This window comes from Sodalis sp. dw_96, from assembly GCF_018449575.1.
Taxonomy (GTDB): domain Bacteria; phylum Pseudomonadota; class Gammaproteobacteria; order Enterobacterales; family Enterobacteriaceae; genus Acerihabitans.
In genome coordinates this window covers 218,508-243,553 of record NZ_JAAVUT010000006.1, presented here as the reverse complement: position 1 = coordinate 243,553, position 25,046 = coordinate 218,508, and the positions used below count along the sequence as shown (strand labels likewise).

General features: G+C 55.6%; 27 protein-coding genes. 12 read left to right on the top strand and 15 right to left on the bottom strand.

Annotation, left to right across the window (positions count from 1 at the left end; translation table 11 throughout):
• Window positions 1–126: 126 nt before the first annotated feature.
• Both HB631_RS12190 and HB631_RS12185 read left to right on the top strand, forming a co-directional pair.
• Window positions 127–411 (top strand): damage-inducible protein J, encoded by a 285-nt coding sequence (locus HB631_RS12190; protein ID WP_213991419.1) that lies wholly within the window; start codon window positions 127–129, stop codon window positions 409–411.
• The gene (locus tag HB631_RS12185) at window positions 408–704 is read left to right on the top strand and encodes a type II toxin-antitoxin system RelE/ParE family toxin (protein WP_213991418.1); all 297 of its coding nucleotides are present in this window, start codon (window positions 408–410) and stop codon (window positions 702–704) included. The genes HB631_RS12190 and HB631_RS12185 overlap by 4 nt, the downstream gene beginning before the upstream one ends.
• A gap of 104 nt (window positions 705–808) precedes the next feature.
• Here HB631_RS12185 and livF read toward each other — a convergent pair whose 3' ends face one another.
• The 5 genes from livF to HB631_RS12160 all read right to left on the bottom strand — a co-directional run bounded on the left by livF (window position 809) and on the right by HB631_RS12160 (window position 5,686).
• On the bottom strand, window positions 809–1,510 hold the full coding sequence (livF, locus tag HB631_RS12180) for a high-affinity branched-chain amino acid ABC transporter ATP-binding protein LivF (RefSeq protein WP_213991469.1): 702 nt from the start codon (window positions 1,508–1,510) through the stop codon (window positions 809–811).
• Window positions 1,511–1,527: 17 nt separating this feature from the next.
• The gene (gene livG / locus HB631_RS12175) at window positions 1,528–2,307 is read right to left on the bottom strand and encodes a high-affinity branched-chain amino acid ABC transporter ATP-binding protein LivG (protein WP_213991417.1); all 780 of its coding nucleotides are present in this window, start codon (window positions 2,305–2,307) and stop codon (window positions 1,528–1,530) included.
• Window positions 2,304–3,575, bottom strand: a complete 1,272-nt coding sequence (locus tag HB631_RS12170) for a high-affinity branched-chain amino acid ABC transporter permease LivM (protein ID WP_213991416.1) — start codon at window positions 3,573–3,575, stop codon at window positions 2,304–2,306. Before HB631_RS12170 ends, livG begins: the two co-directional genes overlap by 4 nt.
• On the bottom strand, window positions 3,572–4,498 hold the full coding sequence (livH, locus tag HB631_RS12165; RefSeq protein ID WP_213991415.1) for a high-affinity branched-chain amino acid ABC transporter permease LivH: 927 nt from the start codon (window positions 4,496–4,498) through the stop codon (window positions 3,572–3,574). The genes HB631_RS12170 and livH overlap by 4 nt, the downstream gene beginning before the upstream one ends.
• Before the next feature lie 78 nt (window positions 4,499–4,576).
• Window positions 4,577–5,686: a branched-chain amino acid ABC transporter substrate-binding protein gene (locus HB631_RS12160; protein ID WP_213991414.1), complete on the bottom strand. Its 1,110-nt coding sequence runs from the start codon at window positions 5,684–5,686 to the stop codon at window positions 4,577–4,579.
• Between the two features lie 403 nt (window positions 5,687–6,089).
• Here HB631_RS12160 and panM point away from each other — a divergent pair, with 403 nt between their 5' ends.
• Together panM and HB631_RS12150 are read left to right on the top strand one after the other, a co-directional pair.
• Window positions 6,090–6,491, top strand: a complete 402-nt coding sequence (panM, locus tag HB631_RS12155; RefSeq protein WP_213991413.1) for an aspartate 1-decarboxylase autocleavage activator PanM — start codon at window positions 6,090–6,092, stop codon at window positions 6,489–6,491.
• Between the two features lie 163 nt (window positions 6,492–6,654).
• Window positions 6,655–7,533: a fumarylacetoacetate hydrolase family protein gene (locus HB631_RS12150; protein WP_213991412.1), complete on the top strand. Its 879-nt coding sequence runs from the start codon at window positions 6,655–6,657 to the stop codon at window positions 7,531–7,533.
• A 779-nt stretch (window positions 7,534–8,312) separates the two neighbouring features.
• Here HB631_RS12150 and HB631_RS12145 read toward each other — a convergent pair.
• Both HB631_RS12145 and HB631_RS12140 read right to left on the bottom strand, forming a co-directional pair.
• Window positions 8,313–8,468 (bottom strand): hypothetical protein, encoded by a 156-nt coding sequence (locus HB631_RS12145; RefSeq protein WP_213991411.1) that lies wholly within the window; start codon window positions 8,466–8,468, stop codon window positions 8,313–8,315.
• Window positions 8,465–8,902: a MarR family transcriptional regulator gene (locus HB631_RS12140; protein WP_213991410.1), complete on the bottom strand. Its 438-nt coding sequence runs from the start codon at window positions 8,900–8,902 to the stop codon at window positions 8,465–8,467. Before HB631_RS12140 ends, HB631_RS12145 begins: the two co-directional genes overlap by 4 nt.
• 489 nt (window positions 8,903–9,391) lie before the next feature.
• On the opposite strand from HB631_RS12140, the gene tkt reads away from it, so the two are divergent.
• Complete coding sequence (gene tkt, locus HB631_RS12135) at window positions 9,392–11,368, top strand: transketolase (protein ID WP_345945711.1); 1,977 nt, start codon at window positions 9,392–9,394, stop codon at window positions 11,366–11,368.
• Between the two features lie 73 nt (window positions 11,369–11,441).
• Here tkt and rpoH read toward each other — a convergent pair whose 3' ends face one another.
• The 4 genes from rpoH to ftsY all read right to left on the bottom strand — a co-directional run bounded on the left by rpoH (window position 11,442) and on the right by ftsY (window position 15,646).
• Window positions 11,442–12,299 (bottom strand): RNA polymerase sigma factor RpoH, encoded by an 858-nt coding sequence (gene rpoH, locus HB631_RS12130; RefSeq protein WP_213991408.1) that lies wholly within the window; start codon window positions 12,297–12,299, stop codon window positions 11,442–11,444.
• 179 nt (window positions 12,300–12,478) lie between these two features.
• Window positions 12,479–13,459, bottom strand: a complete 981-nt coding sequence (gene ftsX, locus HB631_RS12125; protein ID WP_213991407.1) for a permease-like cell division protein FtsX — start codon at window positions 13,457–13,459, stop codon at window positions 12,479–12,481.
• A complete protein-coding gene (ftsE, locus tag HB631_RS12120) occupies window positions 13,449–14,117 on the bottom strand; it encodes a cell division ATP-binding protein FtsE (protein WP_213991406.1) in 669 nt (222 codons plus the stop codon). The genes ftsX and ftsE overlap by 11 nt, the downstream gene beginning before the upstream one ends.
• A 5-nt stretch (window positions 14,118–14,122) precedes the next feature.
• Complete coding sequence (gene ftsY, locus HB631_RS12115; RefSeq protein ID WP_213991405.1) at window positions 14,123–15,646, bottom strand: signal recognition particle-docking protein FtsY; 1,524 nt, start codon at window positions 15,644–15,646, stop codon at window positions 14,123–14,125.
• A gap of 225 nt (window positions 15,647–15,871) precedes the next feature.
• Between ftsY and rsmD the strand changes: the two genes are divergently transcribed.
• A complete protein-coding gene (gene rsmD, locus HB631_RS12110) occupies window positions 15,872–16,477 on the top strand; it encodes a 16S rRNA (guanine(966)-N(2))-methyltransferase (protein ID WP_213991404.1) in 606 nt (201 codons plus the stop codon).
• The gene (locus HB631_RS12105) at window positions 16,467–16,733 is read left to right on the top strand and encodes a DUF1145 family protein (RefSeq protein WP_213991403.1); all 267 of its coding nucleotides are present in this window, start codon (window positions 16,467–16,469) and stop codon (window positions 16,731–16,733) included. The genes rsmD and HB631_RS12105 overlap by 11 nt, the downstream gene beginning before the upstream one ends.
• A gap of 72 nt (window positions 16,734–16,805) precedes the next feature.
• Here HB631_RS12105 and HB631_RS12100 read toward each other — a convergent pair whose 3' ends face one another.
• Complete coding sequence (locus HB631_RS12100) at window positions 16,806–17,126, bottom strand: DUF1820 family protein (protein WP_213991402.1); 321 nt, start codon at window positions 17,124–17,126, stop codon at window positions 16,806–16,808.
• Window positions 17,127–17,374: 248 nt separating this feature from the next.
• Here HB631_RS12100 and HB631_RS12095 point away from each other — a divergent pair, with 248 nt between their 5' ends.
• Window positions 17,375–18,001, top strand: coding sequence for a lysoplasmalogenase (locus tag HB631_RS12095; protein ID WP_213991401.1), 627 nt, complete (start codon window positions 17,375–17,377; stop codon window positions 17,999–18,001).
• Window positions 18,002–18,003: 2 nt separating this feature from the next.
• On the opposite strand, the gene tusA is transcribed toward HB631_RS12095, so the two are convergent.
• Entirely contained in the window at window positions 18,004–18,246 is a 243-nt protein-coding gene (gene tusA / locus HB631_RS12090; RefSeq protein WP_213991400.1) for a sulfurtransferase TusA, read from the bottom strand.
• 766 nt (window positions 18,247–19,012) lie between these two features.
• Here tusA and HB631_RS12085 point away from each other — a divergent pair.
• From HB631_RS12085 to HB631_RS12075, 3 genes are all read left to right on the top strand, one after another.
• Window positions 19,013–19,678 (top strand): 7-cyano-7-deazaguanine/7-aminomethyl-7-deazaguanine transporter, encoded by a 666-nt coding sequence (locus HB631_RS12085; protein ID WP_213991399.1) that lies wholly within the window; start codon window positions 19,013–19,015, stop codon window positions 19,676–19,678.
• Window positions 19,679–19,725: 47 nt separating this feature from the next.
• Window positions 19,726–20,160 carry a GNAT family N-acetyltransferase gene (locus HB631_RS12080; protein WP_213991398.1) on the top strand — a complete coding sequence of 145 codons (435 nt, stop codon included), beginning with the start codon at window positions 19,726–19,728 and terminating at the stop codon, window positions 20,158–20,160.
• 147 nt (window positions 20,161–20,307) lie between these two features.
• Window positions 20,308–20,865, top strand: coding sequence for a DcrB family lipoprotein (locus HB631_RS12075; protein ID WP_213991397.1), 558 nt, complete (start codon window positions 20,308–20,310; stop codon window positions 20,863–20,865).
• 176 nt (window positions 20,866–21,041) lie between these two features.
• Here the strand turns inward: HB631_RS12075 and HB631_RS12070 are convergent, their stop codons facing one another.
• On the bottom strand, window positions 21,042–22,265 hold the full coding sequence (locus HB631_RS12070; protein ID WP_255556960.1) for an MFS transporter: 1,224 nt from the start codon (window positions 22,263–22,265) through the stop codon (window positions 21,042–21,044).
• A gap of 252 nt (window positions 22,266–22,517) precedes the next feature.
• Window positions 22,518–22,643, bottom strand: coding sequence for a hypothetical protein (locus tag HB631_RS27015; protein WP_255556951.1), 126 nt, complete (start codon window positions 22,641–22,643; stop codon window positions 22,518–22,520).
• A 376-nt stretch (window positions 22,644–23,019) separates the two neighbouring features.
• On the opposite strand from HB631_RS27015, the gene aegA reads away from it, so the two are divergent.
• On the top strand, window positions 23,020–25,032 hold the full coding sequence (gene aegA / locus HB631_RS12065) for a formate-dependent uric acid utilization protein AegA (RefSeq protein ID WP_213991396.1): 2,013 nt from the start codon (window positions 23,020–23,022) through the stop codon (window positions 25,030–25,032).
• Window positions 25,033–25,046: the final 14 nt, after the last annotated feature.

Genomic DNA, 25,046 nt, shown 5'->3' with positions numbered 1-25,046 from the left:
GAAAAAGAAAGATGCTGTCGGCGGTACACGCAGCGACCCACCCGGCGGAGCTCAAGCGTCTAGATGACATCGACGGTGGTAATATGCATAATGACAACACAGATGACACCACAGTCGCGGACCAAGATGAGCACAATCCACTTCCGAATCGATGAAGAGACCAAACGCTTGGCAACGCAGGCGGCGGAAAGACATAAAGTGAGTCTGACGGAGCTGATGCGCCAACGCGCGGAAGAGCTGGCGGAAGAAGAGCGGGAGCATCAGAGCCATGAGCATGAATACTGGCTAGAACAGCAGATAGAAGAAGCGTTCGACAGTTATGATGCCGGTCAAGTCGAGTTCATCAGCAATGAAGAAATGAATGCACAAATGGACAAACTCAAGAAACTCGCCATGCAGGGGAAACTGTGACATCGGTGGTGCAATGGGCAAAAGAGGCTCAGGCAGACCGGGAATCCATCTATGCCTATCTTTACCGGGAAGCCGGAATGGACGTTGCCGACTCGGTGGATGAAAAGTTCATCGCCATGGCAACATTACTGGAAAAAACACCGCTGGACGGAGTCCAAGCGGGAAAAAAAAGCTCTCGGCGCAAATTTGTTATGACACGGCTGCCGTTCATTATGGTGTATGCCGTTGAACCGAATCTCGTGCAAATCATACGTGTTCTGCACACATCTCGTAAGATAACGAGCCGACATTAGCTGGTGCCGAATTGAGCACCGGTCGGGCTTTCGGGCCCGACCACCTCTTAACCTGCGGGTTTCGCTTGTCGTGCCATCCTTTCAGCCGAACCAAATCCCCGCCCTTACCCCCCCAAATACGCGCTGCGCACCGCCTCGTTAGCCAGCAGCGCAGCGCCGGTATCCTCCAGCACGATGCGGCCGTTTTCCAGCACATAACCGCGATCCGCCAGCTTCAGCGCCTGGTTGGCGTTCTGTTCCACCAGGAAGATGGTCATCCCTTCCTGGCGCAACTGCTCGATGGTGTCGAATATCTGCTGGATGATAATCGGCGCCAGGCCCAAAGAGGGTTCGTCCAGCAGCAACAGCCTGGGCTGGCTCATCAAGGCCCGGCCGATGGCCAGCATCTGCTGTTCGCCGCCGGACATGGTGCCGGCGCGCTGAATGCGCCGTTCATACAGCCGGGGAAACAGTTCATAAACCCGTTTGATGCGCTGCTGGTACTGTCCGCGGTCGGCAAAAAAGCCCCCCATCGCCAGGTTCTCCTCCACCGTCATGCGCGAAAACACCCGGCGTCCCTCCGGTACGATGGCGATAGAGGCGCGGGTGATACGCGCCGTCGGCCAGTGGGTTATCTCGTTACCGTCGAAGAAAATCTCACCGGCGGTAGCCCGGGGATCGCCGCATAATGTACCCAACAGGGTGGTCTTGCCCGCGCCGTTGGCGCCGATAAGCGTCACGATTTCACCCTGTTCGATATGCAGGCTTACCTCGTGCAGCGCCTGGATTTTACCGTAATGGGCCGATACTTGGTTAAATGACAGCATCTCTGTTCTCTTACTCATCAGGCCTCACCCAGGTAAGCCCGAATCACGTCCGGATTGCGACGGATGTCGGCGGGCGTGCCGTTCGCCAGGGGCATGCCCTGGTTAACCACGTAAATACGATCGGAAATGCCCATCACCAGCTTCATATCATGCTCGATTAACAGTACCGAGACGTTATGCTGTGAACGCAATTCGGCGATCAAATTATTCAGTTCGGCGGTTTCATTCGGGTTAAGGCCCGCCGCCGGCTCGTCCAGCATCAGCAGCGAGGGGCGGGTCACCATGCAGCGGGCGATTTCCAGCCGGCGCTGCTGGCCGTAAGCCAGATTTCCCGCCTGTCGGTTGGCCATCTCCAGCAAACCCACGCGTTCCAGCCAGGTGCCGGCATAATCCTGCGCCTCGGCTTCCGCCTGACGAAAGGCGCGGGTCTTGAGCAATCCGGCGAAAACGCCGCTTTTCAGATGCTGGTGTTGGGCCACCAGCAAATTCTCAATCACCGTCATCTCGCGGAACAACCGAACGTGCTGGAACGTCCGCACCACGCCCATCCGGGCGATCTTTTGGCCCGGCAGCCCTTCCAAATGCTGATCACGCAGCAGAATAGTGCCGCCGCTGGGGCGATAAAAACCGGTGAGGCAATTGAATACCGTGGTCTTGCCCGCGCCGTTGGGACCGATAAGAGAGACAATTTCGCCGGGGAACAGGTCCAAATCCACCTGATTCACCGCCAGCAGGCCGCCGAAACGCATGGACAGTTGCCGGACGGATAATAACGGCTGTAAAACAGCGTCGCTCATGCCTGCGCTCCTTTACCGGTCTTCATTTTCATTTGCGGACGTTTCATCGGCAGCAAACCCTGCGGCCGCCAGATCATCATCAACACCATCAGGGCGCCCAGCAACAGCATGCTGTATTGGTTCAAGTCGCGCATCAATTCACGGGAGACCACCAGCAGAACCGCCGCCAGGATCACCGCGAACTGCGACCCCATGCCGCCCAATACCACAATGGCCAGCACAAAAGCTGATTCCACGAAGGTGAACGACTCCGGACTGACAAACCCCTGCCGGGCGGCGAACAGCGTACCGGCAAATCCGGCGAACGCCGAGCTGATGGTGAAGGCGGTCAGCTTGATTTTGGTCGGGCTCAGTCCCAGGGAACGACAGGCTATTTCATCTTCCCGCAGCGCCTCCCAGGCCCGTCCCAACGGCATGCGCAGCAGGCGATTGATGATAAACAACGTCAAGATAACCAACAGCAGCGCCACCATATATAAAAAGATGATGCGGTCGTTGGGGTCATACTTCATGCCGAAAAAGTGATGGAAGGTATCCCATCCCCCCTCACGGGCTTCGCGGTTGAATTCAAGGCCGAAAAGGGTCGGTTTCGGGATTTGGCTGATGCCGTTCGGGCCGCCGGTCAATTCGGTATTATTCAGCAACAGGATGCGGACGATTTCACCAAAGCCCAGCGTCACAATCGCCAAATAGTCGCCGCGCAACCGCAATACAGGGAATCCCAGCAGCAGGCCGAATACCGCCGCCACCAGCCCGGACAGCGGCAGGCACTCCCAGAAACTCAAGCCGTAATAATGGGTCAGCAAGGCATAGGTATACGCGCCGATGGCATAAAAACCGCCATACCCCAATACCAATAAGCCGGACAGTCCCACCACCACGTTCAGGCCGAGGCCCAGCATGATATAAATCAGGGTCAAGGTGGCGATATCCACCGTACCGCGTGACACCAGGAACGGCCAGGCAATGGCGGCCAGGATCATCACCAGCGCCAGCCATTTCTGGCGCGGCGTGGAACCGTCGAAACTGGGCAGCACCCAGGACGGGCCGTTTATTTTTTGCAGGCTGTGCTGGAAAACAGGCCGCAACAGTTGGAACAGGAACACCACCCCGCAACCGGCGCCGATCCAATACCAGCGCACCTGTCCGGCACCGTGCACCACCAGCCGGGTGCCATCCAGGCTAAGCTGCATCCCCATCACGATCGACGCCAGCACCAATAACATCAGCGCGGATAACAGCGCGCCGAAAAACGTATTGATTCTCATACCTTCTCAACCTCCGGACGGCCCAAAATCCCGGTAGGCAGCACCAGCAGCACCACAATCAGCAGCGCGAACGAGACCACGTCTTTATATTCGCTGCTCAGATAAGCCGACGTAAGGGCTTCCGCCACGCCGAGAATCAAGCCTCCGAGCATGGCGCCGGGAATACTGCCGATCCCCCCCAGCACCGCGGCGGTAAACGCCTTCATGCCGGCCATAAAACCGATATAGGGGTTAATCACGCCGTAAAACTGGCCCAGCAACACGCCCGCCACCGCCGCCATCGCCGCGCCGATAACAAACGTCAGCGAAATGACCCGGTCGGTACTGATGCCCAGCAGGCTGGCCATCTTTAAATCTTCAGCACAGGCGCGACAGGCGCGTCCCATGCGGGAATAGCGGATAAACAGCGTTAATGCCAGCATGGCGACAAAGGTCACCAGCCAGATGATAAATTGCATGGAACTGATGCTGGTGACGAAACCGTTTTTTTGTCCCAGGATCCACTGGCCGTTCACCAGGTTCGGCAACGCCAGATCCCGCGATCCCTGCGCCAGGCTTACGTAATTCTGCAGGAAGATGGACATGCCGATTGCGGAAATCAGGGCGATCAGGCGTTTGGAAGAGCGCACGGGTTTATAGGCCACCCGTTCAATGCTCCAGCCATACGCGCTGGCGATGACGATGGCCGCGATGAAGCCGGCGCCAATCAATATCCAGCCGGCGTCGATACCCATCATCATCAATGCGGCAATCACAATGAACGAAACATAACTACCGATCATATACACCTCGCCATGGGCGAAGTTAATCATACCGATAATGCCGTAAACCATGGTGTAGCCAATGGCAATCAATGCATAGGTGCTGCCCAACGTCAAACCGTTGAACAACTGCTGCAAAAAATAAAGGAACTGCTCGGACATACCGTAACCTTTGTAGCCGCCTCCGGTACGGGAAAGAGACCGGGGGCGGCAATTTTCATGACAAGAGGAGGGGGCAGATTACTTCACCGGAGTGGAAGTACCGTCTGCGTGCCATTTAAATACGCCAAACTCAAATCCTTTCAGATCGCCTTTTTCGTCCCAGCTCAGCGGCCCCATCACGGTATCCACCGAATTGGCCTTGAGGTTTTTCACGATATCCGCCGGGTCCATGCCGGCCCGTTCCATACCGGTGGTCAGGGATTGCACCGCCGCATAGGTTGTCCAGACGAAAGGTCCGGTATAATCCAGTTTTTTGGCTTTAAACTCGGCAACGATCGGCTGGTTGGACGGCACCTGATCATAACGTTTCGGCAGGGTAACCAGCATGCCTTCGGAGGCGGCGCCGGCAATATTGGACAGCGATGAGTTGCCCACGCCCTCCGGCCCCATGAACTGAATATTCAGACCGGCTTGCCTGGACTGCCGCAGGATCTGGCCCATTTCCGGGTAATAGCCGCCAAAGTAAACGAAATCGACGTTTTCTTTTTTCAGGCGCGCCACCAAGGTGGAGAAATCCTTGTCGCCGGCGGTGATGCCTTCAAACAGCACCACATTGCCGCCGTTTTTCTTCAGGCTGTCCTGTACGGCCCTGGCCAAGCCTTCACCGTACTGCTGCTTGTCATGGACCACGGCGATACGCTTGGGTTTGACCTGATCGAGAATATATTTCGCGGCGGTGGGGCCCTGATCCGAATCCAGGCCGGTGGTGCGCAGGATCATTTTATAACCGCGCGTGGTGAGATCGGCGTTGGTGGCCGCGGGGGTGATCATGATAACCCCTTCGTCTTCATAGATATCCGACGCCGGCTGGGTGGAGGAGGAACAGAGGTGGCCGATAACATATTTAATGCCGTCATTGATCACTTTATTGGCCACCGCCACCGCCTGTTTAGGATCGCAGGCGTCGTCATATTCCACCGCCACCAGTTTATTGCCTTTGATGCCGCCTTTGGCGTTGATATCAGCAATCGCCTGACGCGCGCCGGTGAATTCCATGTCGCCGTATTGAGCAACCGGACCGGACATTGCGCCGACAACCGCCACCTTGATATCCTGCGCCCAGACGGTATGGCTCATCGCCATGGCCATACAACCGGCCAGCAAAGCGTTACCTTTGTTGAATTTCATCCACCTATTCTCCGTTTTTGTTGTGTTTGCTGTCTGATTATTCACCGGCTTTTCACGGCAACCAGATGTTTTTATTATATGTAATAGTGATTTAGCCTTCTGGAACGCAAGATCCAAAATAAGCTTTTATTTTTCATATTATTAAACAGAAATATTATGCTGTAAATCAACTTATACTTTAAGAAATAAGCTGCATTGGTAGCACAAAATAATGGTATAATTATCCGTCTTTCGACAAACTTTCAGATTGTCATGCTAGATTGTCGTTTTATGTAAGATTAATTGCCACGAAAATGGTTGAATATGAGAAGCTTTACCTAAGTTTTCCTATAGCAAGATTTACATAATCTTTTATAAACAAATTCGCTACATTATTCCTTTACGTCATTAAGTGATCACACGCATGAAATTGACAATCGAACGACTCACCGGTTTTACCGAACAGGATAAAATTGATCTGGCCAAAATATGGCCGGAACAGGATATCGCCTCGCTAGAGGACAAACTCTCACCTTCATATGCGGTATTCGCCGCCAGGTTCAACGATCGGTTACTAGGTGCGGTACAAGTGGTCATTGATAATGAATGGGGGGAAGGCCGGCTGGTTACCCCCTTGGTAAGGCCGGTAACCCGGCGCCGCGGCGTGGGATTGTATTTGTTTAATGAAGCGCAGCGACAGCTGCCGGAAATCAATCACTGGTGGTTAAGCAATACCCAGCCAGCGGAGGATCAGGCCGTAATGGAGCAATTCATGGCCGCCTGCGGATTTTGCCCGGAGCAGGACGGCTGGCATAAAAGGCGCTAAGGCGGGCACGCCAGGCCCGCAATCACCAATGCTTAAACCGAGCCTGTTAAAGGGAGACCGCCGGTTATCAGTAATGGTTTCCGTCGGCAAAACCACCATGCTATAACAGAGGTTCTAAGCTGTTACTTCTCAGAACCAAGCTATCAAAGGAGATAAACCAATCATGAAATTGGTAAGTTATGCCTTCGAAGGAGTGGTGCGGGTCGGCCGCCTTAATGTCGCCGGCACAGCGGTACAGGCTTTTCACGGTGATGCGGGCAGCAGTATGCTGACCCTGATCCGTTTGTTTGATCAGTTGCATCAACCCGACGAAACTCATACAGACTGGGTGGAATTGGACCGGGTTCAGCTATTGGCCCCCATTCCCCGACCGGCGCGCAACATTTTTTGCGTGGGGAAAAATTACCGACAGCACGCGGTGGAATTCCAGGCCAGCGGGTTCGATGCCAGCGCCAGCGAGAGCATCCCCGAATCCCCGGTGTTATTCACCAAGGCGCCGTCCACGGTCATCGGCCCCGACACGGCCATACCGGCCTATCTTGACTATAGCGAATCCACCGATTACGAGGGCGAACTGGCGGTGGTGATAGGTCAAGGCGGTCGAAATATCGCCAAAGCGGACGCCATGGCACATGTGTTTGGCTACACCATCGTAAATGACGTGACGTCCCGCACCCTGCAACAAACCCATCGCCAATGGTATTTGGGCAAAAGCCTGGACGGTTATTGTCCGATGGGACCGACGCTTGTCACGGCGGACGAAATATCGGCCCCGGAGCGGCTACAGCTCAGGACCTGGGTCAACGGCGAGCTGCGGCAGAATGCCGGCGTGGCTGATTTGATTTTCAATATCCCCACGCTGATTGAAACCATCAGCCGCACCATGTCCCTGGAGAGCGGCGATATCATTGCAACCGGCACATGCGCGGGTGTCGGAATCGGCTTTAGCCCGCCCAAATTTCTGCGTCACGGCGACCGTGTGGAAATTGAGATCCAGCCTATCGGCAGGTTAAGTAATCCCGTTTTAGCCCTACGTGAGTAACACAGCTGTTAATCATCCATTAATGTTGCTCCGTTGACGTCCCGCCTTTGTTTACGCATTAACGCATGATTCATTTTTTGGCTTTCGGCGGACAAACGGGGGGGGTCGTCGTCGGTAAGCTGAATATCCTGCCGGACTGGCCGTGATGCTCCTGTTCCCACCGCTTGAGGTTGCGGCAAGTCAGCGGCATCACGACATTTTGTCTAGAGTTAAAAGAGCCGGGAGTCCTGGCTCGTTGCCGGGCGGGATGGTTGACCGCACTGGAGTGAGCAACATATACGCCTCTGGGATATAACGGCAAGTGTTGCGACGAACGCCGGGAAAGGCATGAACACTGTAATTGCGGGGCGGCTTGCCTGCTTTGCTGATGTCCGCCTATTGCGAGAACCGCGTTTCTCACGGGAACATGCACCGGTAAAGACCTGATAATATAGGGTCCGGGCCAGCTATAACCCACATTAATCAGCGGAGTCATCATGGGCAGTACCGGGACATAATGATTGTCCATAACCGGGAAGTGGCAAAAAGGCAGGGCTCTTATTATATTATGTTGACTGGGTTGCGGGCATATAGGTAAGAAATACGACTGACAATAAGCATCAAAATAGCCCATAGAATTCATTATATAGCTCCTCAAAAACAGTTTAATCAAAAGTATTAGTTATTCTTAATACTATTTATAATAATTAATAAATATAAATCATTTCATCATAACTTATATTTACGCTTATTAAATTGATATATTTTTCGTGAGAAGACTAAAATAACAATTAATATAATTAGGGTAAAGCAATGCCTGAATATAACTCTTTATTTTCTACTTGACTCAAATGGCCCGCCACCGCCACGATCGCGGTGGCAATGGACGGACCAAGGGTATGACTGATGGTTGACAGCGAAACGTTGATCGCGGTGGCGGAATCGCGATTGCTCATTTCAGCGGTTGCTCGGCCAGACGTTTAACGATCCCGGCCGCCTTGAACAGTGTGTTGCGCTCTTCCGGTTTGAGTTCGGCGATGGCCCGGGATAGCCATAACTGCTTTGCCTCGCGATTTTTGTTGCGCAGCCGGACGCCCTTCAGCGTCAATTCGATCAACATCTGCCGTCCATCGGTGGCATGGGGCGTGCGCTTGACGATACCCATATCCTCAAGGGAAGTTATGGTGGTTCCCATCGATTGCGGCTTTATGCCTTCGGCGCGCGCCAGCGCGGCGGTAGTGGCGGGCCCGTCGTTCGCCAGCCGCGCCATGACCATAGACTCGGTCATGGAAAGTTCGCCCGCATAAGATTCATTGCGGGTGCGCCGGACCAAGAGCCCTACGGCATGCATGAGATCGTTGACATCTTGCTCTAATGTATTGGCAGGCATGATTTTTCACATTCAGCAGGGTTGTGGATAGAATCAGGATGAAGGCAACCCGCTAGACTTGCAAGTTAAACTTGCAAGTCTAACTGGCGAATACGCATCTCATTAGCTTTGTTGCCCGGCAGCAGGCGTCTTCATTATATGGTCACGACACCGGGGAAAGGGCTGTCTTCAGCAAGCCATGCATGGGCCAGCGGTCGACGTGGTCAGCATGAGGTCGTACCACCCGGACAAACGGCTCTCTTCACAACCGTTATTACGTTGCGGGAAGCATTCAACCCCACGCTGTGCTACCTTTTGATCTACCTGGTTGGATATTTCAAGTGATGGTGCCGTTGTCTTACGCCTTGCGCTTTCCTATTTACGTTACGCGGCGATGAGCGCCAATCGTTCATGACTAAAGAGGTATACTTACCGATGACAGAACAACCTTCCGGAACATCAACAGCACCAAAAAGCGTACCGGCACCTCGCGATCAGCATCTTCGCGATATGGCGGACTGCATCCGGTTCCTTTCAATGGACGCCGTACAGAAAGCAAAAAGCGGCCATCCCGGCGCGCCGATGGGCATGGCCGACATCGCCACCGTCTTGTTCAAAGAATTCATGCAGTTCGATGCCGCGGATCCACACTGGCTGGACCGAGACCGATTCATTCTCTCCAACGGCCACGGGTCGATGCTGCTCTACAGCCTGTTATTTTTGACCGGCTATAAGGACATGCCGATAGAGGAACTGGAGCGATTTCGTCAGGTGGGAAGCAAGACGCCGGGCCATCCGGAATATCGACATGCGGATGGGATTGAACTGACCACCGGACCGCTGGGACAAGGGATAGCCGAATCCGTTGGCATGGCGCTGGGCGAGCGCATCATGAATGCGACGTTCAGCGACTCCCTGGTGAACCACTTTACCTATGTTTTCCTGGGTGACGGCTGTTTGATGGAGGGGATAAGCCAGGAAGCGATTTCCCTTGCGGGCCACCTCAAGCTTGGCCGGCTGATTGCGTTTTGGGATAATAATTCCATCTCCATTGACGGCGCCACCAGTCTCTCTGTTTCTGACAATGAGATCGAACGCTTTCGCGCGTCAGGCTGGCATGTGCTGGAAATCGACGGTCACGATACCGACGCCATCCGTGAGGCGATTAAGACCGCCCGGGCTAAAGATGACCAGCCAACCTTGATTGCGTGCAAAACCATCATCGGTTTTGGCTTCCCCACCAAGGCCGGGACTCAGAAGGCGCATAGCGACGCCCCCGGTGAGGAGGAAATCGCCGGTGCCCGCAAGATCCTTGGCTGGAATTCTCCGCCGTTTGTGATCCCGGATGACCTGTTGAAGGAATGGCGCGCAATCGGCTCGAAAGGCCGGACCGCCAGGATGGCATGGGCGGAACGGGTGAAACAGGCACCGGATGCGCTGCGTACCGAGTTCGAACGGCGCACCAGCGGTGAGCTGCCGGTAAACTGGAAAGACGCCATCGCCGCCGCGCGCGAAGAGTTTATCAAAAGCGGAGCCGACATGGCCACCCGACAAGCCAGCGGCGCCGTGCTCAACCATCTCTTCGATGCGATTCCGGAAATGCTGGGAGGGTCGGCGGATCTGACGCCGTCCAACAATACCAAGGCGAAAAACCAGGTAGAGATCAAGCCGGGTGAGTATAAAGGCTCGTATATCCATTACGGCGTGCGCGAGCACGGCATGGCCGCGGCGATGAACGGTTTGGCGCTGCACGGCGGTTTGATACCCTACGGCGGCACGTTTCTGTGTTTCTCCGATTATTGCCGTCCGGCCATTCGGCTGGCGGCGATGATGCGTATACGAACCATTTTCGTCATGACCCATGATTCCATCGGCCTGGGGGAAGACGGACCGACGCACCAGCCCGTTGAGCATCTGGCGGCGCTTAGGGCGATTCCCCTTCTCGGCGTTTATCGGCCGGGTGACGCGGTTGAAACCGCTGAGTGCTGGGAGCTCATTTTGGAGCAGCCGCGCCGCGCCGCCTTAATCGCCTTGTCCCGGCAACCCATGCCGCTATTGCGAAAAGAAGCCGGGGTGGAAAACAAATCGGCCCGGGGCGCTTACGTCCTGTTGGACGCGGAGGGCGGGCCTCGCCAACTGACCTTGATCGCCACGGGATCCGAACTGCATCTTGCCGTGCAGGCACGGGAAATCATGCAAAATGAAGGGATCCCCACCGCGGTGGTTTCGATGCCGTGCCGTCTGCTTTTTGAGGAGCAGGATCTCCAGTATAAAAAATCGGTATTAGGGGATACGGCGGCCAGAGTTGCCATTGAGGCGGCGGTGGAACTGGGTTGGGAAAGGTACATCGGCTTTGAGGGCAAATTCGTGGGCATGCACGACTTCGGCGAGTCGGGCAAGATTCAAGACGTGTACGCCAAGTTCGACATCACAACCGATGCTATCGTGCGCACCGCCCGCGAGGTGATAGCGAGCGTCAAGGGCTAACCATCGGAAGCAAAAAGGCCGCCCTCAGCAATGAGGACGGCCTTTAACTTTAACTGAGCGCGAAGAAACGCTGTTACGACTCTATCGCCATCCGCATTTTTTTCATGGCGTTTTTTTCAAGCTGGCGCACGCGCTCTGCTGACACGCCGTATTTATCGGCCAGTTCCTGCAGCGTGGTCTTATTGTCGTCATCCAGCCATCTGGCGCGGATAATATGCTGACTGCGTTCATCCAGGCCTTCCAACGCCAGGCCGAGCTTGTCCGCCGCATGATCATCCCAGTTATCTTCTTCAATGCCGTCGGCGAAATCGGAAGACTTATCCTGCAGATAGAGCATCGGGGCCATGGATTGGCCTTCGCGGGCGTCTTCATCCGGGGTCGGATCGAATGTCATGTCCTGGGCCGCCATACGAGATTCCATTTCGCGCACGTCTTTACTGGTGACGCCGAGCTCTTGCGCCACCATCTCTACTTCGGCCTGATTAAACCAGCCCAGGCGCTGTTTGGTTTTGCGCAAATTGAAGAACAGCTTGCGCTGGGCCTTGGTGGTGGCAACCTTCACGATGCGCCAGTTGCGCAAGACGTATTCGTGAATTTCCGCTTTAATCCAGTGCACGGCAAAAGAAACCAGCCGGACCCCGACTTCAGGGTTAAAACGGCGCACCGCCTTCATCAGGCCGATATTGCCTTCCTGGATTAAATCCGCCTGCGGCAGACCATAACCGGAATAATTACGCGCGATATGGACGACAAAGCGCAGGTGGGACAGGATAAGCCGCTTGGCCGCCTCCAAATCGCCCTGATAATGCAGTTGTTCAGCCAAAGACCGCTCTTCCTCCGCCGTAAGCATAGGATAGGCATTGGCTGCCCGGATGTAGGCTTCCAGACTGCCTTGGGGAACCAGGGCTAAAGCTTGCATATCTTTAATCATTCAAGTCCTCTCGCTAAATTCTCTGATGCTGTCACATCAAGCAACCGTTGTTCTACGGGATACTTTTGTATCAACAGCCGATATTAAGACCGACTCGCAGCATATTAGTTCAGGTTAAAAAGCAACGTGGATCAGCTTGTGCGGTTGTAATATCGTTACCCGAGTATAACAAAAAAACCTCATTGGGGTGTAAAGCGACGTAAATGTTGAACCGTCGCCAACCAGGCCGCCAGCCAGCCGATCATGGTGGAAATCAACAATAGCAGTAGAATTTCTGACCAATCAAGCCCATGCAGGGTAAACGTAGTGCCAAACACCGAGGCCACTTTTTCCACCACCGATTCAAGCCGCCACACCAGGGTTTCCGACAAAATCAGCGACACAATGGCGCCACCCAGCCCCAATAAGGCCCCGCCATTAAGAAAGGGCCGCAGGATAAAGCCGTCGGTGGCCCCCAGCAGCTTCATCACATTAATGGTATCGCGTCGGCTGAAGATACTCAGACGGATACTGTTGCCGATCACCAGGAATACCGCAACAATCATCAACAGGCCGATAGTGGCCGCAACCTGGCCCACTAAACCGGTTAAGGCCGCCAAACGGGCGAACCAGCTGTCGTCCATTCGCACTTCATCCACACCCGCTACCGCCGCGACCCGATCGCGCAATGTTTTGAGGGTGTCGGCGCTTTGGAAATCCAGCTTCGGCGTGATGATGGCCACCGCCGGCAGCGGATTTTGCTCCAGCATATCCAGCGCGCCGCCAAAGCCGGACCAGTTGCGGAATTCACCCATCGCTTCCTCGCGCGAGAGATAGTTGACCTTCTCCACGCCGGCTTCCTGTTTCAAGCGATTCAATACCTTGAGCGCCGCATCGTCATCCAGGGTTTTATCCAGATAAACGGTCAGCTGCGGCGTCGGATACCACTGTTCCGCCGCCTGGCTGACGTTTTTCCATACCAGATAACATACGCTGGGCAACGTCAACGAAATGGCAATAACGGTAATGGTTAAAAGAGTCGCTAATGGCTGGCGCCGCATATCGCCCAAGGCGTTACTCCAGGCGTAAGCCCACTGTTCACGCCAGCCGCCCCGCAAAGCCTTGCTCTTGGCCGCTTTGGCGCCGCTCGCGGTCTGCGGCCGGTTAAGTCTATTCGCCATCAACGCCCCCGTTCATTCTTCCCTGATTCAGCGACATGATACGATAATGCCGCCGAGCTATCAGCGCCAGATCGTGGGTAGCCATCAGCACCGTCACGCCGACCCGATTGAATTCTTCGAACAGCCGCAAAATATCCTCCGACAGCGCGTCGTCAAGGTTGCCGGTGGGCTCATCCGCCAGCAAAACCGCGGGCTTGTTCACCACGGCGCGGGCAATGCCGACCCGCTGCTGCTCGCCGCCGGACAATTGGATGGGATAGTTACGCGCTTTATCCAACAGACCGACCTTATCCAGCGCCGCGGACACCCGGCGCCTGATATCCTCGGTGCTCGCCCCTGAGATAATCAACGGCATTGCCACGTTGTCGTAAATGGTGCGATCCACCAGCAAATGATGATCCTGGAAGATCATGCCGATCTGGCGACGCAAGAAAGGCACCTCGCCGTTTCTCAAGCGGCTGATATCGTGACCATCGAAGAAGATATGACCCGCGCTGGGCCGTTCAATACCGCATATCAGTTTGAGCAGGGTACTCTTACCCGCTCCCGAATGGCCCGTCAAGAAGGCCATCTCGGCCGGACGGAGGTGGAAATCGACACCTTGCAGTGCCTGCCGTCCGCCAAGATAGGCTTTGCTGACGTGTTCAAAGCGAATCATCCTAGTTAATCCTCTCGGGCAAAAAGTGCCTCAATAAAATCATCGGCGTTAAAGGGCCGCAAATCTTCGATGCCTTCTCCGACACCGATATAACGAATCGGAATGCCGAACCTATCGGCCACGGCAAAGATCACCCCGCCCTTGGCGGTACCGTCCAGTTTCGTCAGCGTAATTCCGGTCAACGGCACCGTTTCATTGAACAGTCTCGCCTGGCTGACGGCGTTCTGGCCGGTGCTGGCGTCAAGGGTCAGCATAACCTCGTGAGGGGCGTCCGCGTCCAGCTTTTTCATGACGCGCACAATCTTTTTCAGCTCATCCATCAAATGGCTTTTGTTCTGTAATCGACCGGCGGTATCGGCAATCAGGACATCGACGCCGCGGGCTTTGGCCGCCTGAATGGCATCGAAAATCACCGACGCGGAATCGGCGCCGGTATGCTGCGCCACCACCGGAATGCGATTGCGCTGCCCCCAAATTTGCAGCTGTTCCACCGCCGCCGCCCGAAAGGTGTCGCCTGCCGCCAGCATCACGGTTTTGCCTTCCGCCTGGTACTGGCGCGCCAATTTGCCGATGGTGGTGGTTTTGCCCACGCCGTTGACCCCCACCATCAGAATGACGAACGGCGTTTTGCCGCCCACCTGCAAAGGCTGGCTGACCTTGGACAGTATAGCGGCCATCTCTTCCTTGAGCTTGCCATACAGCGCGTCCGCGTCCTTGAGATGGCTGCGGTCGGCATGTTCAACCAGGCTGGCGATGATCTTACGAGTGGTTTCCACACCCACGTCGGCAATCAGTAACTGTTCTTCAAGCTCTTCAAACAAATCATCGTCTATTTTTTTACCGCGAAACAATCCGATAAATCCGGATCCGAGATTTTGTTTGGTTTTAAGCAGGCCGCGTTTGAGCCGGGAGAAAAAACCTTCGCGGCTCGGGCGCGCCTGCTCGGTGGCCAGCGGTTCAGCCGTCACCGCGCCTAAAGGATCCGTTTCCCACGGGCCCGCCGGAACCGGTTCCGCCGCTTCCGGCAGGAGATCCCCCTGCTCGGGACGCACATCCTCCGCCAGAGTCAGTCCGGCCTCATCGCGATGGCGGGGACTATCCTCTTTCGGGGCCGGGACATGATCCGGGCCGCGGGCATCTTTCGGCACGGGGAGGGGCGATAGAGGTAAATCTGACCCCGGCGCCGGTCCGGCTGCGCGGTTGGTATCGGCGCCCTGCTCCTGTGCCACCCGCTCCGTGACGTCGACAATATCCCGGGCGGCGCGCACGGCGTCGGATTCATTGGTCGCCGTCGGGAGGGTGCCCTGCTCCTGCGCCACCCGCTCCGTGACGTCGACAATATCCCGGGCGGTGCGCACGGCATCGGATTCATCGGCGGCGGGCGTAGCCTGCTTCGCAACGGGAGCCGCCTTTTGTTCAACGTCCCGGGCATCAGCTTCCCCTGGCGTCTGCCGGTTGTTTTCCTGTTGGTCATCCGGGCGCTTAATGCCTAACCAGGACAGGAAACCGCGCTTTTTATCTTTTGCCATTTGCGACTACACTCCTCGCCTGATAATCATGGCGGATGAATAACGTGACTGATAAACCTGATAGTTTATCACTTTTCGCCGCGCCTCAACATGTAAGGCGTGGATTTCACCTCCATTGGCGAACTGTGACGAATTAACATTCCCCCCGGGCCATCGGCCCGGTAGAATAACCGGCCATCGGCCCCGATACGGTCTTTTAACCGTTTGAGTAATCACAAGGCGCATATGGCGAAAAATCTCCCCTCCCGTCCCGCCGGGCAAATACGCCTGATCGGCGGTCAATGGCGCGGACGTAAATTGCCGGTGCCCGATAGCCCCGGCCTGCGTCCCACCACCGACCGGGTTCGGGAGACCTTGTTTAATTGGCTGGCGCCGAAGGTTCAAGACGCCCGTTGCCTGGATTGTTTCGCCGGCAGCGGCGCATTGGGTCTGGAGGCTTTATCCCGCCACGCCGCCGCCGCCACGCTGCTGGAACAGGATCGGGACGTGGCGGCGCAGCTGGATAAAAATTTGCGGCTGCTGCGGGCCGACAACGGACAGGTGGTGGTAACCGACAGCCTGCGCTGGCTGGCGCGGCCGGGTGAACCCTATGATGTGGTTTTCCTCGACCCGCCATTTCGCCAGGGGCTTATCGATCGGACGGTGCAATTACTGGAGCAACATCATTGGTTGTCGCCGGACGCCTGGATTTATATCGAAACCGAGACGGAGAACGGTCCGCCGGCTACCCCCGCCAACTGGCTCCTGCATCGTGAAAAAGCCGCCGGCCAGGTGGCATACCGGCTATTTGTCCGTCAAGGCATACCACAGGAGCAAAACGATGTGGATTAATCTCGGCCGTTTACTGATGGTGCTGGTCTGGTGCTTTTTGATTTTGAATGTGATTCAACCCTTCCCCAGGCCGTTAAAATATTTCTTTGACGTCGCCCTGATTTTCATGGTGCTGATGCACGTGTTGCAATTGTTGCTGCTCAAAATCTCGCTGACGAAAAACGAGCCTAAATTCACGCTCGTCTTTCAAATCAGGATGTTTTTCTTCGGTATATTCGAGATGCTGGCCTGGCAAAAAAAATTGCGGCAGCGCTAAGGACTACACTCAGAGCTTCTTGAGTGCAACTCTGTTTGCATTCAGGGATTTTAGCGCCAGGCGTTTTATACCCTAGGGTTTTTTGCCGGGGAAATAGGGCAATACCGTAACATTATCACCCAGTTCGGAAATCCGCGCGCTGCCCTTTTCGGTCACCACATCAATGCGAATCACGGCATGGAGCGGGATGTAGCTGCGGGTGACGCCTTCGAATTCGTTTTTCAACTTCTCCTCGGACGGGTCCACCAGCACGGTGCTGTGGCTATAGAAAACAAAATCGCCGATTTCAATAAAACCGAACATGGCGCTCTGGCTCAGCTCACGTACAAAAAGCTGATAGTTTTTACCATTATTGATAAATTGAATCCGATATAAGGGTTGTTCGCTGCTCATAACCCGGCTATCTCCCTTGATTCTGGGTTAATGCATTTTGCATATAAAAAATCTGGCGCTAACATAGCATGAAGCGCCGTCACGAAGCATCTTCCTTGCTTAATCTTGTTTAAACATATACCGATCCCTACCCTGGTGCGACGATCGGCACCGTAATTCCAGCTGTTCCGGTAGTTATTGATAGAGAAATTATTGTTCGAAAAGTTATTTCCTGGATTATTAGCACTACAAATAAATAAGGATAAAAAATGCTCTGGTCATTTATCGCGGTTGTGCTGTCGGGCTGGCTTTTTGTGGACGCCGCCTATCGCGGCCCGGTTTGGCAGCGCTGGTTATTCAGGCCGGTCACCCTGTTGCTGCTGTTGGCCTTGGCTTGCCAAGCGCCGGTGATCACCGCCACCGGTTATCTGATTATTCTTGGTTTAATAGCGACCATGGTGGCCGATACTTTGCTGCTCTTGCCGAGAGAACGGATGATGTATGTCATCGGCGCTTACTTCTTGTCGCACCTGCTCTATACCGTCGGTTTCGCCAGCCAGATGACCTTTACCGTTTTTTGGCCGTTGCCGGCGGCATTGCTTATCGTTGGGGCGGTGTTGATCGCGGTGATATGGTCGCGTCTGGAAGAGCTGCGCTGGCCGGTCTGCACCTATATCGGCATGACTTTACTGATGGTTTGGGTGGCGGGAGAGCAGTATTTCGCCCGTGGAGACGATCATGGCTTTTCCCTGCTGGCCGGCACCACGCTGCTTCTGCTGGCAACCGTGGTATGGCTTGTCAGCCATTTCCGTTATCCGTTCGGGGCGGCCAGGGCGGTCATTGCAGCCGGTTATTTTGCCGGCCACTTCTTAATCGTGCGTTCGTTGTATGTCTGATTTTACCCTTTGCGCAGCAGGTAACGATAGGGCGGGCGATCGATCATCTGCGCCACCAGGGTATGTTCCATATATCGGCAAAAACCGGGGATGTCGCGGGTGGTGGCCGGATCGTCGGCAATGATCAGCAGGGTTTGACCGGTCTCCATGCCGCGTACGGTTTTACGCACCAGCATGACAGGTTCGGGGCATCGCAGCCCTTGGGCATCGAGGGTGCGATCGGCTTGGGCAAAAGGATCAGACATAAAGATTTTTCCGCATACGGTTTCTGATTAAAATGAACGAATTACCGGGACGTTCCCGCCCGATCGGCACGGTCCCCCCCCTTTAGCAGGCTCGGTTCAAGCATAGGTGATAGCGGGCCTACCGTGCCATGGGGCACTCCGGCGGGCGGAAAAACCACGCCCGCTTCGACCCCATCGGCACGCTCTCCCTTTAACACGCACGGTTCAAGTCTTGGTGATCGCGGGCCTACCGTGCCATGGGGCTACTCCGGCGGGCGGAAAAACCACGCCCGCATCGACCCCATCGGCACGCTCTCCCTTTAACACGCACGGTTCAAGTCTTGGTGATCGCGGGCCTACCGTGCCATGGGGCGCTCGGGCGGGCGGAAAAACCACGCCCGCTTCGACCCCATCGTCACGCTCTCCCTTTAACACGCACGGTTCAAGTCTTGGTGATCGCGGGCCTACCGTGCCATGGGGCGCTAGGGCGGGCGGAAAAACCACGCCCGCTTCGACCCCATCGTCACGCTCTCCCTTTAACACGTCTTGTGCAAGCTTCAGGTCCCGGTCTTACTGCTGGCGGGCCATCATAGCCAGAGCGAACGGTGATTCCCCGGCGGATGAAATAGTGTACCCCGTCAAATTTTCGCTGCAAGTTTCCCCAGGACTGATGATAAACTCTGCGGTTGTTTCAGCAGCATAACCGGATAGGATGCGCGCCGCGTAACAAAAAAGGCGCGTTCGTTGTTCTGGGTTCCCTCACCCCATAGCTAAAAAAGGCCACACTATGTTTGATTTTACCCGCCGCCAGCGCCTGCTTGCGCTGTTCTGGCTTGCCTTATTTCATATCATTATCATTACTTCGAGTAACTACCTGGTGCAATTGCCGGTGACTCTCTTCGGTTTGCATACCACCTGGGGCGCCTTTACCTTTCCGTTTATCTTTCTGGCCACCGACCTGACGGTGCGGATTTTTGGCGCGCCGCTGGCCCGCCGCATAATATTGGCGGTCATGGTTCCGGCATTATTTGTATCCTATGGCGTCTCGTCGCTGTTCTTTCAGGGACAATGTCAGGGGTTTGGCGCCCTTGGCGAATTTAACCTGTTTGTGGCGCGCATCGCCTGTGCCAGTTTTATGGCTTACGCCCTGGGCCAAATCCTTGATGTCCATGTATTTAACCGCCTGCGTCAAGGCCGCCGCTGGTGGGTGGCGCCGGCGGTGTCCACGGTGTTCGGCAATCTTAGCGACACGCTGGCGTTCTTTTTTATCGCTTTTTATCAAAGCTCCGACCCATTTATGGCAACCCATTGGGTGGAAATAGCGTCTGTAGACTATACTTTCAAACTACTGATAAGTTTGCTTTTCTTTTTGCCGATGTACGGGGTGTTGCTCAATATATTGCTTAAAAAATTGGGACAACAGCCGGAAACCGGATTTCTCCAACTGAGTTAACGTCCGGAGTAAGCTATTCTTGGCGTATTCGTTTTCGGGAGATTGCCATGACTGTCTTATTGCGCCCCGCCAGCGCGAAAGAGATTCATCTGCTCTATGCTCAGTTACCCGAGTTCGATACCCGGCACAGCCTGCTGGAAATCGAAATGCGGCTGCAAAATAAGCCGCACCATTTGCTGATGGCTGAAGCGGCCGGACGTCCCGCGGGTTTTGTCACCGGTTATGCGCTGGATTCCATGCAGTTTCGCGGCTGGCTGGGGGGCGTATTACCCCAGTATCGCCGCCGGGGTTTTGCCAGCGCGCTATGGACGGCACAGGAAGAGTGGGCCGGGGTGAGGGGATATAGTAATATTATCGTGAAAACACGCAACCGCTTTCAAGGGATGCTATTGTTTCTTATAACAAATCATTATCGGCTGACGCGCGTGGACGCGCAGGATGATGAAGAGGAAAATTTGATATGGCTGGCAAAAAGCCTTTAACGTTATGTTAACGACTTTTTATACCCTAAATAATTCGATTTGCAGTAAGACGGCAACGCGCCTGCAACTTGAAGTATGACGGGTATATCGGCGATCAGATTAAATGCCGACGTACCGGCTAAGAAAATGGAGTCATCGAGGAAATATATGCGGAATGTAGCGAAGTATGTGGGTATCGGCATGCTGGTTATTGGTCTGGCGGCTTGTGACAATAAAAACGATCAAAACACCACCGTCGGCAGTAGCGCCGCCCAGACCCAGACCACCAACAAGGTGAACCTGCTGGGAGGCAAGCTAGCCTTTGCCTTACCGTCTGATATTACCGATCAAAGCGGTAAAGTGGGCACTCAGGCCAACAATATGCATGTTTACGCCGATGAATCCGGCCATAAAGCGGTTATCGTGATCCTTGGCGACAATACCCCCGAAAGCCTCGAGGTATTGGCTCAGCGTATGGAAGAGCAGCAGCGCGCCCGCGACCCGGACCTGCAGGTGGTGACCAACAAAGCCATTACCGTTAATGGAGCGCCGTTACAACAGTTGGACAGTATCGTTTCCAGCGGCGGCAAGCCGGCATATTCTTCGGTGGTTTTCGGTAAGGTCGACGATCATCTGCTGACCATGCAAGTGACGCTGCCCGCCGGCAATCAGCAAAAAGCGCAAAGCGACGCCCAAACCATTCTTAATACCATTACGATAAAATAACCGCTCCGCCCTCGGCGACAAAGGCTCCCGGCACCGGGGGCCGTAACACGGGTGATGAATTTCACGTCGCCGGCGTTAACTCACAGGCTATTTCCAGCAACGAGCCCCGTGAATTTGTATCGACACTTCAACGTCCCGGCAGGCACCGTATCAGGCAGTACTTAAGCCAGGCCCTTTCAGATCTCCTGACCGGATGCCCGATGGCGCAGTACGCTGCGCTGGATCGAGAGGGTCATCATCAAGGCAATAATCACCAATACGGCGGCGGCGAGATAAATCGACGAGACGCCGGCATGGGTCATCAGCAGCCCGGCCAAGGGCCCTACAACCCCCAAGGATAAATCCATAAACGCCGTGAAGGTGGCCAGCGCGCTGCCCTGATTTTGCGGAGGCACCTCCTTCATCGCCACCACCCCCAATGCGGGGAATACCAGGGAGAACCCCGCCCCGGTGAGCAACGCCCCAACGCCAGCCAGCCAGGGCACGGAGGATTGCCACACCAGCACCAGGCCCAGCGCCTCCACGCTAAAGCAGCCCATGGAGACCCGCAGGCCGCCAAAGCGATTGATGCTATTGGGAAAAAACAAACGGGTACCGACAAACGCCACGCTGAACAGCGTCAGGGCAAAAGCCGCCCCGTTCCAACCCTTGTCGGCATAAAACAGGGTGATAAAGGTCGCTATCACGCCGAAACCGCAGGAGGCGAAGGCCAAAACCAGGCCGTAACGCCAGATAATGCCTACCACCGCCTTGAACGGGATTTGTTTGCCAGAAGCGGTTTTCACCCCGGGACGGGGTATGGCCGCCGCGATGGCCAGCCCAGCCGCCAGAATGATCGTGGCCGACAGTAATCCCAGACCGCCAACGGCGTGCAGCCACACCCCAAGCGGCGCACCCACCGCCAGTGCGCCGTATGTGGCCACGCCGTTCCAGGAGATCACCCGGCCGATATGCAAAGACCCCACCACGCCCACACCCCACAAGGTGGCGCCGGTCCCGACGAAACTCTGCCCGATACCGAGAATAACGCGCCCGGCGCACAGCAAAAGCAGGGCCGCTATCGGCCAGGAATCCATGACCAGCGACAGCAGATAACCCACGCCGCTTAACAGACAGCCGCACAATCCCAGTACCACGATGCGTTTTGGCCCGACCCGGTCGGCATACCGGCCAGCCCAGGGACGACTTAACAACGTGGCGAGATATTGCAGGCTGATGACCAATCCGGCCCAAAAGGCGCTGTAACCCATATGGGTATGCACATAACCGGGTAACACCGCCAGGGGCAGCCCAATCGTAAGATAATTAACGAAATTAAAGACAACGATGGACATTATTTTCAGGTTGAGACGCCATCCGCTGGCGGCCGGCTGGGAAGAGGTACCACGCATGGCCATCATCATACTCATACAAAAGGAGCGGCCTAAACGAAAGCCGCCCAAAGAATAAACAGTTAATAACTATAGCGAAGGGTGGCGATCAATTCATCGTGGGGATGCCAAAATCACCGGGCATTTGCCCAAAAGCGCACTTTATGTGCTGCACTATGCTGCGGGTTTCATGCTTGGCGCTTAACGAGCTCTGCCGGGCTTATGCAGACCAAAGTGAGAATGCCCGCCTCTCCCTGCGACCGTATTGAGCCTGGATAAATACTAGAACAGATGTTTTTTCAGCTGCGCCGCAGCCTGCCAAAGTGCACTGCGCACCCCCGGCACCTGCTGTAGCGGGTTAAGCCGGCCATTTTTGGCCCGTTCAGGGGCAATGGGTGAGTGACTCATACATGTCTCCTGTTTAAAAGGTTTTGCTGGTTATCAGAAAAGAATAGTCGCGAAACTTTCCCGGGGTAAAAAAACAGCAGCGGCAGTCTCAAGACCTTAAGTCTTCCTTTTGCGGGAGCGCAGGTTTTTTGCCGGAACGCATCGTGTTTTACGCGGCGGCGAAGAAATTGGGCATTTACCCTAATGGGGGTTGTGGTTTCCCACTGCCTGCACAAAGCGGCGCCACAACTCGCCTTTCTTGTAAAAAAGGGATTGCGCTCGCGAAAGAGTAACCATTATAAAGGTAAGGTTATTTCGTCACCTTTTCACCCGATGACGGGTGGAAATCTCCAATTATACGTGCGGCGGGGGCCATGTCCGCCGCAGGAAAGAGATTATGAACAGATTTGTCGTCGCAGAATCAGAAACCTGTATCGGTTGCCGCAGTTGCGAAGTGGCCTGTGTCGTCAGCCATCATGGCGGCCGATTTCCCGATAAGCGCGAATATTTCACGCCACGATTGAAAGTGATTAAAGGGGCCGGCGCCAGTTTTGCCGTGTCGTGCCACCATTGCGAAGACGCCCCCTGCGCCAGCGTCTGTCCCAACGACGCCATTATCCGCAGTCATGATTCCATTCAGGTGCGGCAGGAACTTTGTATCGGTTGCAAAAGCTGTGTCATTGCCTGCCCCTTCGGCATGATAACCGTGGTTACCGAAACCGTGCAGCCCGCCAGCCGGCGCCTGGCGGAGGCCTACCAAAGAACCGAAGCGCAAAAATGCGATTTATGCGCCGGGGAAAAGTACGATCCGGCCTGTGTTCGCGCCTGTCCGACCCAGGCACTGCACATCATGGATGAACACCAGCTCAACGAACGCCAGCAGCAAAAACGCCTGGCCGCCGCGCTCAAGGATCCCGCCAGCCATCTGTTCACTACGGCCCGCCGTACCGATGTACCGCCGTCGTTTAATGCCCGCGATCTGCAGCCGGTGATGAATCTGCTCGATTTGCCGCGTCCCCCGCGGCTGGAAGCGGCCAAAATTCCCCTTGAACAGCGAAAAACCACCTTCGATGAGATTTACCGGCCGTTTACCGAGGCACAGATAGGCGAGCAGGCTGAGCGCTGCCTGAATTGCGGCGAAAAAACCATCTGCCAATGGACCTGTCCGTTGCACAACGCCATTCCGCAGTGGATCAAGCTGGCCGGGCAAGGACGCATCATCGAAGCGGTTGAGCTCAGCCACCGCACCAGTAGCCTGCCGGAAGTCTGCGGCCGGGTCTGCCCGCAGGATCGCCTGTGCGAGCAGTCCTGCACCCTTAATGAACGCCAGGGTGCGGTCACCATCGGCCATATCGAGCGCTATATCACCGAAACGGCGTTCGCCGCCGGCTGGCGGCCGGATATGTCCCAGGTCAAAGCCACCGGCAAACGAGTGGCGGTGATCGGCGCCGGTCCCGCCGGATTGGGCTGCGCCGATATACTGGTACGCAACGGCATCCAGCCGGTGGTGTTTGACCGCTACCCCGAAATCGGCGGCTTGCTGACCTTCGGCATTCCGGCCTTTAAGCTGGATAAAGACGTGATGATACGCCGGCGGGAAATTTTCAGCGCCATGGGGGTGGAATTCCGGCTCAATACTGAAATCGGCCGGGACATCACCATGGAACAATTACTGGAACAGTACGACGCGCTGTTCCTGGGGGTAGGGACCTACCTTTCCATGGGTTCCGGCCTGGACAATGAAGACGCCGCCGGCGTGCTGGACGCCCTGCCCTTCCTGATTGCCAACACCCGTCATTTGATGGGCTATCCCGATACCGATGAACACACCTTTATCAGTATGGAAAACAAAACCGTGCTGGTGCTGGGGGGCGGCGATACCGCCATGGACTGCGTGCGCACGTCGCTTCGCCAGGGCGCCGACCGGGTTGTCTGCGCCTATCGCCGCGATGAAAAAAACATGCCGGGCTCGAAGAAGGAGGTGAAAAATGCCCGGGAGGAAGGGGCGGAATTCATGTTTAACCTCCAGCCCCTGCGTTTTGAGGTGAATGACCAAGGCCAGGTGACCGGCGTCACCATGATCCATACCGCCATGGGCGAGCCGGATGAGGCGGGTCGCAGGCGGGCGGTGCCCATCGCCGGATCCGAGGAGACGATTACCGCCGATGCGGTGATTCTGGCGTTCGGTTTCCGTCCGCACCGCATGGCCTGGCTGGCGGATCATAATGTGGTGCTGGATAAACAGGGACGGGTGGTAGCACCGGTGGTGGCGGGTTATCCCCTGCAAACCAGCAACCCCAAAATATTTGCCGGCGGCGATATCGTGCGCGGTGCGGACCTGATCGTCACCGCCATCGCGGAAGGGCGCAAAGCGGCGGAAAGCATAGGTTGCTATCTGAAGGATTTATAGCCGCGCCGGGAGCG

What these genes read in the sequence shown, in the direction of transcription:
- HB631_RS12190 (WP_213991419.1), top strand. Translation starts at nt 127, where the DNA reads ATGAGCACAATCCACTTCCGAATCGATGAAGAGACCAAACGCTTGGCA.
- livF (WP_213991469.1), bottom strand. Translation starts at nt 1,510, where the DNA reads ATGCTGTCATTTAACCAAGTATCGGCCCATTACGGTAAAATCCAGGCG.
- livG (WP_213991417.1), bottom strand. Translation starts at nt 2,307, where the DNA reads ATGAGCGACGCTGTTTTACAGCCGTTATTATCCGTCCGGCAACTGTCC.
- HB631_RS12170 (WP_213991416.1), bottom strand. Translation starts at nt 3,575, where the DNA reads ATGAGAATCAATACGTTTTTCGGCGCGCTGTTATCCGCGCTGATGTTA.
- livH (WP_213991415.1), bottom strand. Translation starts at nt 4,498, where the DNA reads ATGTCCGAGCAGTTCCTTTATTTTTTGCAGCAGTTGTTCAACGGTTTG.
- HB631_RS12160 (WP_213991414.1), bottom strand. Translation starts at nt 5,686, where the DNA reads ATGAAATTCAACAAAGGTAACGCTTTGCTGGCCGGTTGTATGGCCATG.
- panM (WP_213991413.1), top strand. Translation starts at nt 6,090, where the DNA reads ATGAAATTGACAATCGAACGACTCACCGGTTTTACCGAACAGGATAAA.
- HB631_RS12150 (WP_213991412.1), top strand. Translation starts at nt 6,655, where the DNA reads ATGAAATTGGTAAGTTATGCCTTCGAAGGAGTGGTGCGGGTCGGCCGC.
- HB631_RS12145 (WP_213991411.1), bottom strand. Translation starts at nt 8,468, where the DNA reads ATGAGCAATCGCGATTCCGCCACCGCGATCAACGTTTCGCTGTCAACC.
- HB631_RS12140 (WP_213991410.1), bottom strand. Translation starts at nt 8,902, where the DNA reads ATGCCTGCCAATACATTAGAGCAAGATGTCAACGATCTCATGCATGCC.
- tkt (WP_345945711.1), top strand. Translation starts at nt 9,392, where the DNA reads ATGGCGGACTGCATCCGGTTCCTTTCAATGGACGCCGTACAGAAAGCA.
- rpoH (WP_213991408.1), bottom strand. Translation starts at nt 12,299, where the DNA reads ATGATTAAAGATATGCAAGCTTTAGCCCTGGTTCCCCAAGGCAGTCTG.
- ftsX (WP_213991407.1), bottom strand. Translation starts at nt 13,459, where the DNA reads ATGGCGAATAGACTTAACCGGCCGCAGACCGCGAGCGGCGCCAAAGCG.
- ftsE (WP_213991406.1), bottom strand. Translation starts at nt 14,117, where the DNA reads ATGATTCGCTTTGAACACGTCAGCAAAGCCTATCTTGGCGGACGGCAG.
- ftsY (WP_213991405.1), bottom strand. Translation starts at nt 15,646, where the DNA reads ATGGCAAAAGATAAAAAGCGCGGTTTCCTGTCCTGGTTAGGCATTAAG.
- rsmD (WP_213991404.1), top strand. Translation starts at nt 15,872, where the DNA reads ATGGCGAAAAATCTCCCCTCCCGTCCCGCCGGGCAAATACGCCTGATC.
- HB631_RS12105 (WP_213991403.1), top strand. Translation starts at nt 16,467, where the DNA reads ATGTGGATTAATCTCGGCCGTTTACTGATGGTGCTGGTCTGGTGCTTT.
- HB631_RS12100 (WP_213991402.1), bottom strand. Translation starts at nt 17,126, where the DNA reads ATGAGCAGCGAACAACCCTTATATCGGATTCAATTTATCAATAATGGT.
- HB631_RS12095 (WP_213991401.1), top strand. Translation starts at nt 17,375, where the DNA reads ATGCTCTGGTCATTTATCGCGGTTGTGCTGTCGGGCTGGCTTTTTGTG.
- tusA (WP_213991400.1), bottom strand. Translation starts at nt 18,246, where the DNA reads ATGTCTGATCCTTTTGCCCAAGCCGATCGCACCCTCGATGCCCAAGGG.
- HB631_RS12085 (WP_213991399.1), top strand. Translation starts at nt 19,013, where the DNA reads ATGTTTGATTTTACCCGCCGCCAGCGCCTGCTTGCGCTGTTCTGGCTT.
- HB631_RS12080 (WP_213991398.1), top strand. Translation starts at nt 19,726, where the DNA reads ATGACTGTCTTATTGCGCCCCGCCAGCGCGAAAGAGATTCATCTGCTC.
- HB631_RS12075 (WP_213991397.1), top strand. Translation starts at nt 20,308, where the DNA reads ATGCGGAATGTAGCGAAGTATGTGGGTATCGGCATGCTGGTTATTGGT.
- HB631_RS12070 (WP_255556960.1), bottom strand. Translation starts at nt 22,265, where the DNA reads ATGATGGCCATGCGTGGTACCTCTTCCCAGCCGGCCGCCAGCGGATGG.
- HB631_RS27015 (WP_255556951.1), bottom strand. Translation starts at nt 22,643, where the DNA reads ATGAGTCACTCACCCATTGCCCCTGAACGGGCCAAAAATGGCCGGCTT.
- aegA (WP_213991396.1), top strand. Translation starts at nt 23,020, where the DNA reads ATGAACAGATTTGTCGTCGCAGAATCAGAAACCTGTATCGGTTGCCGC.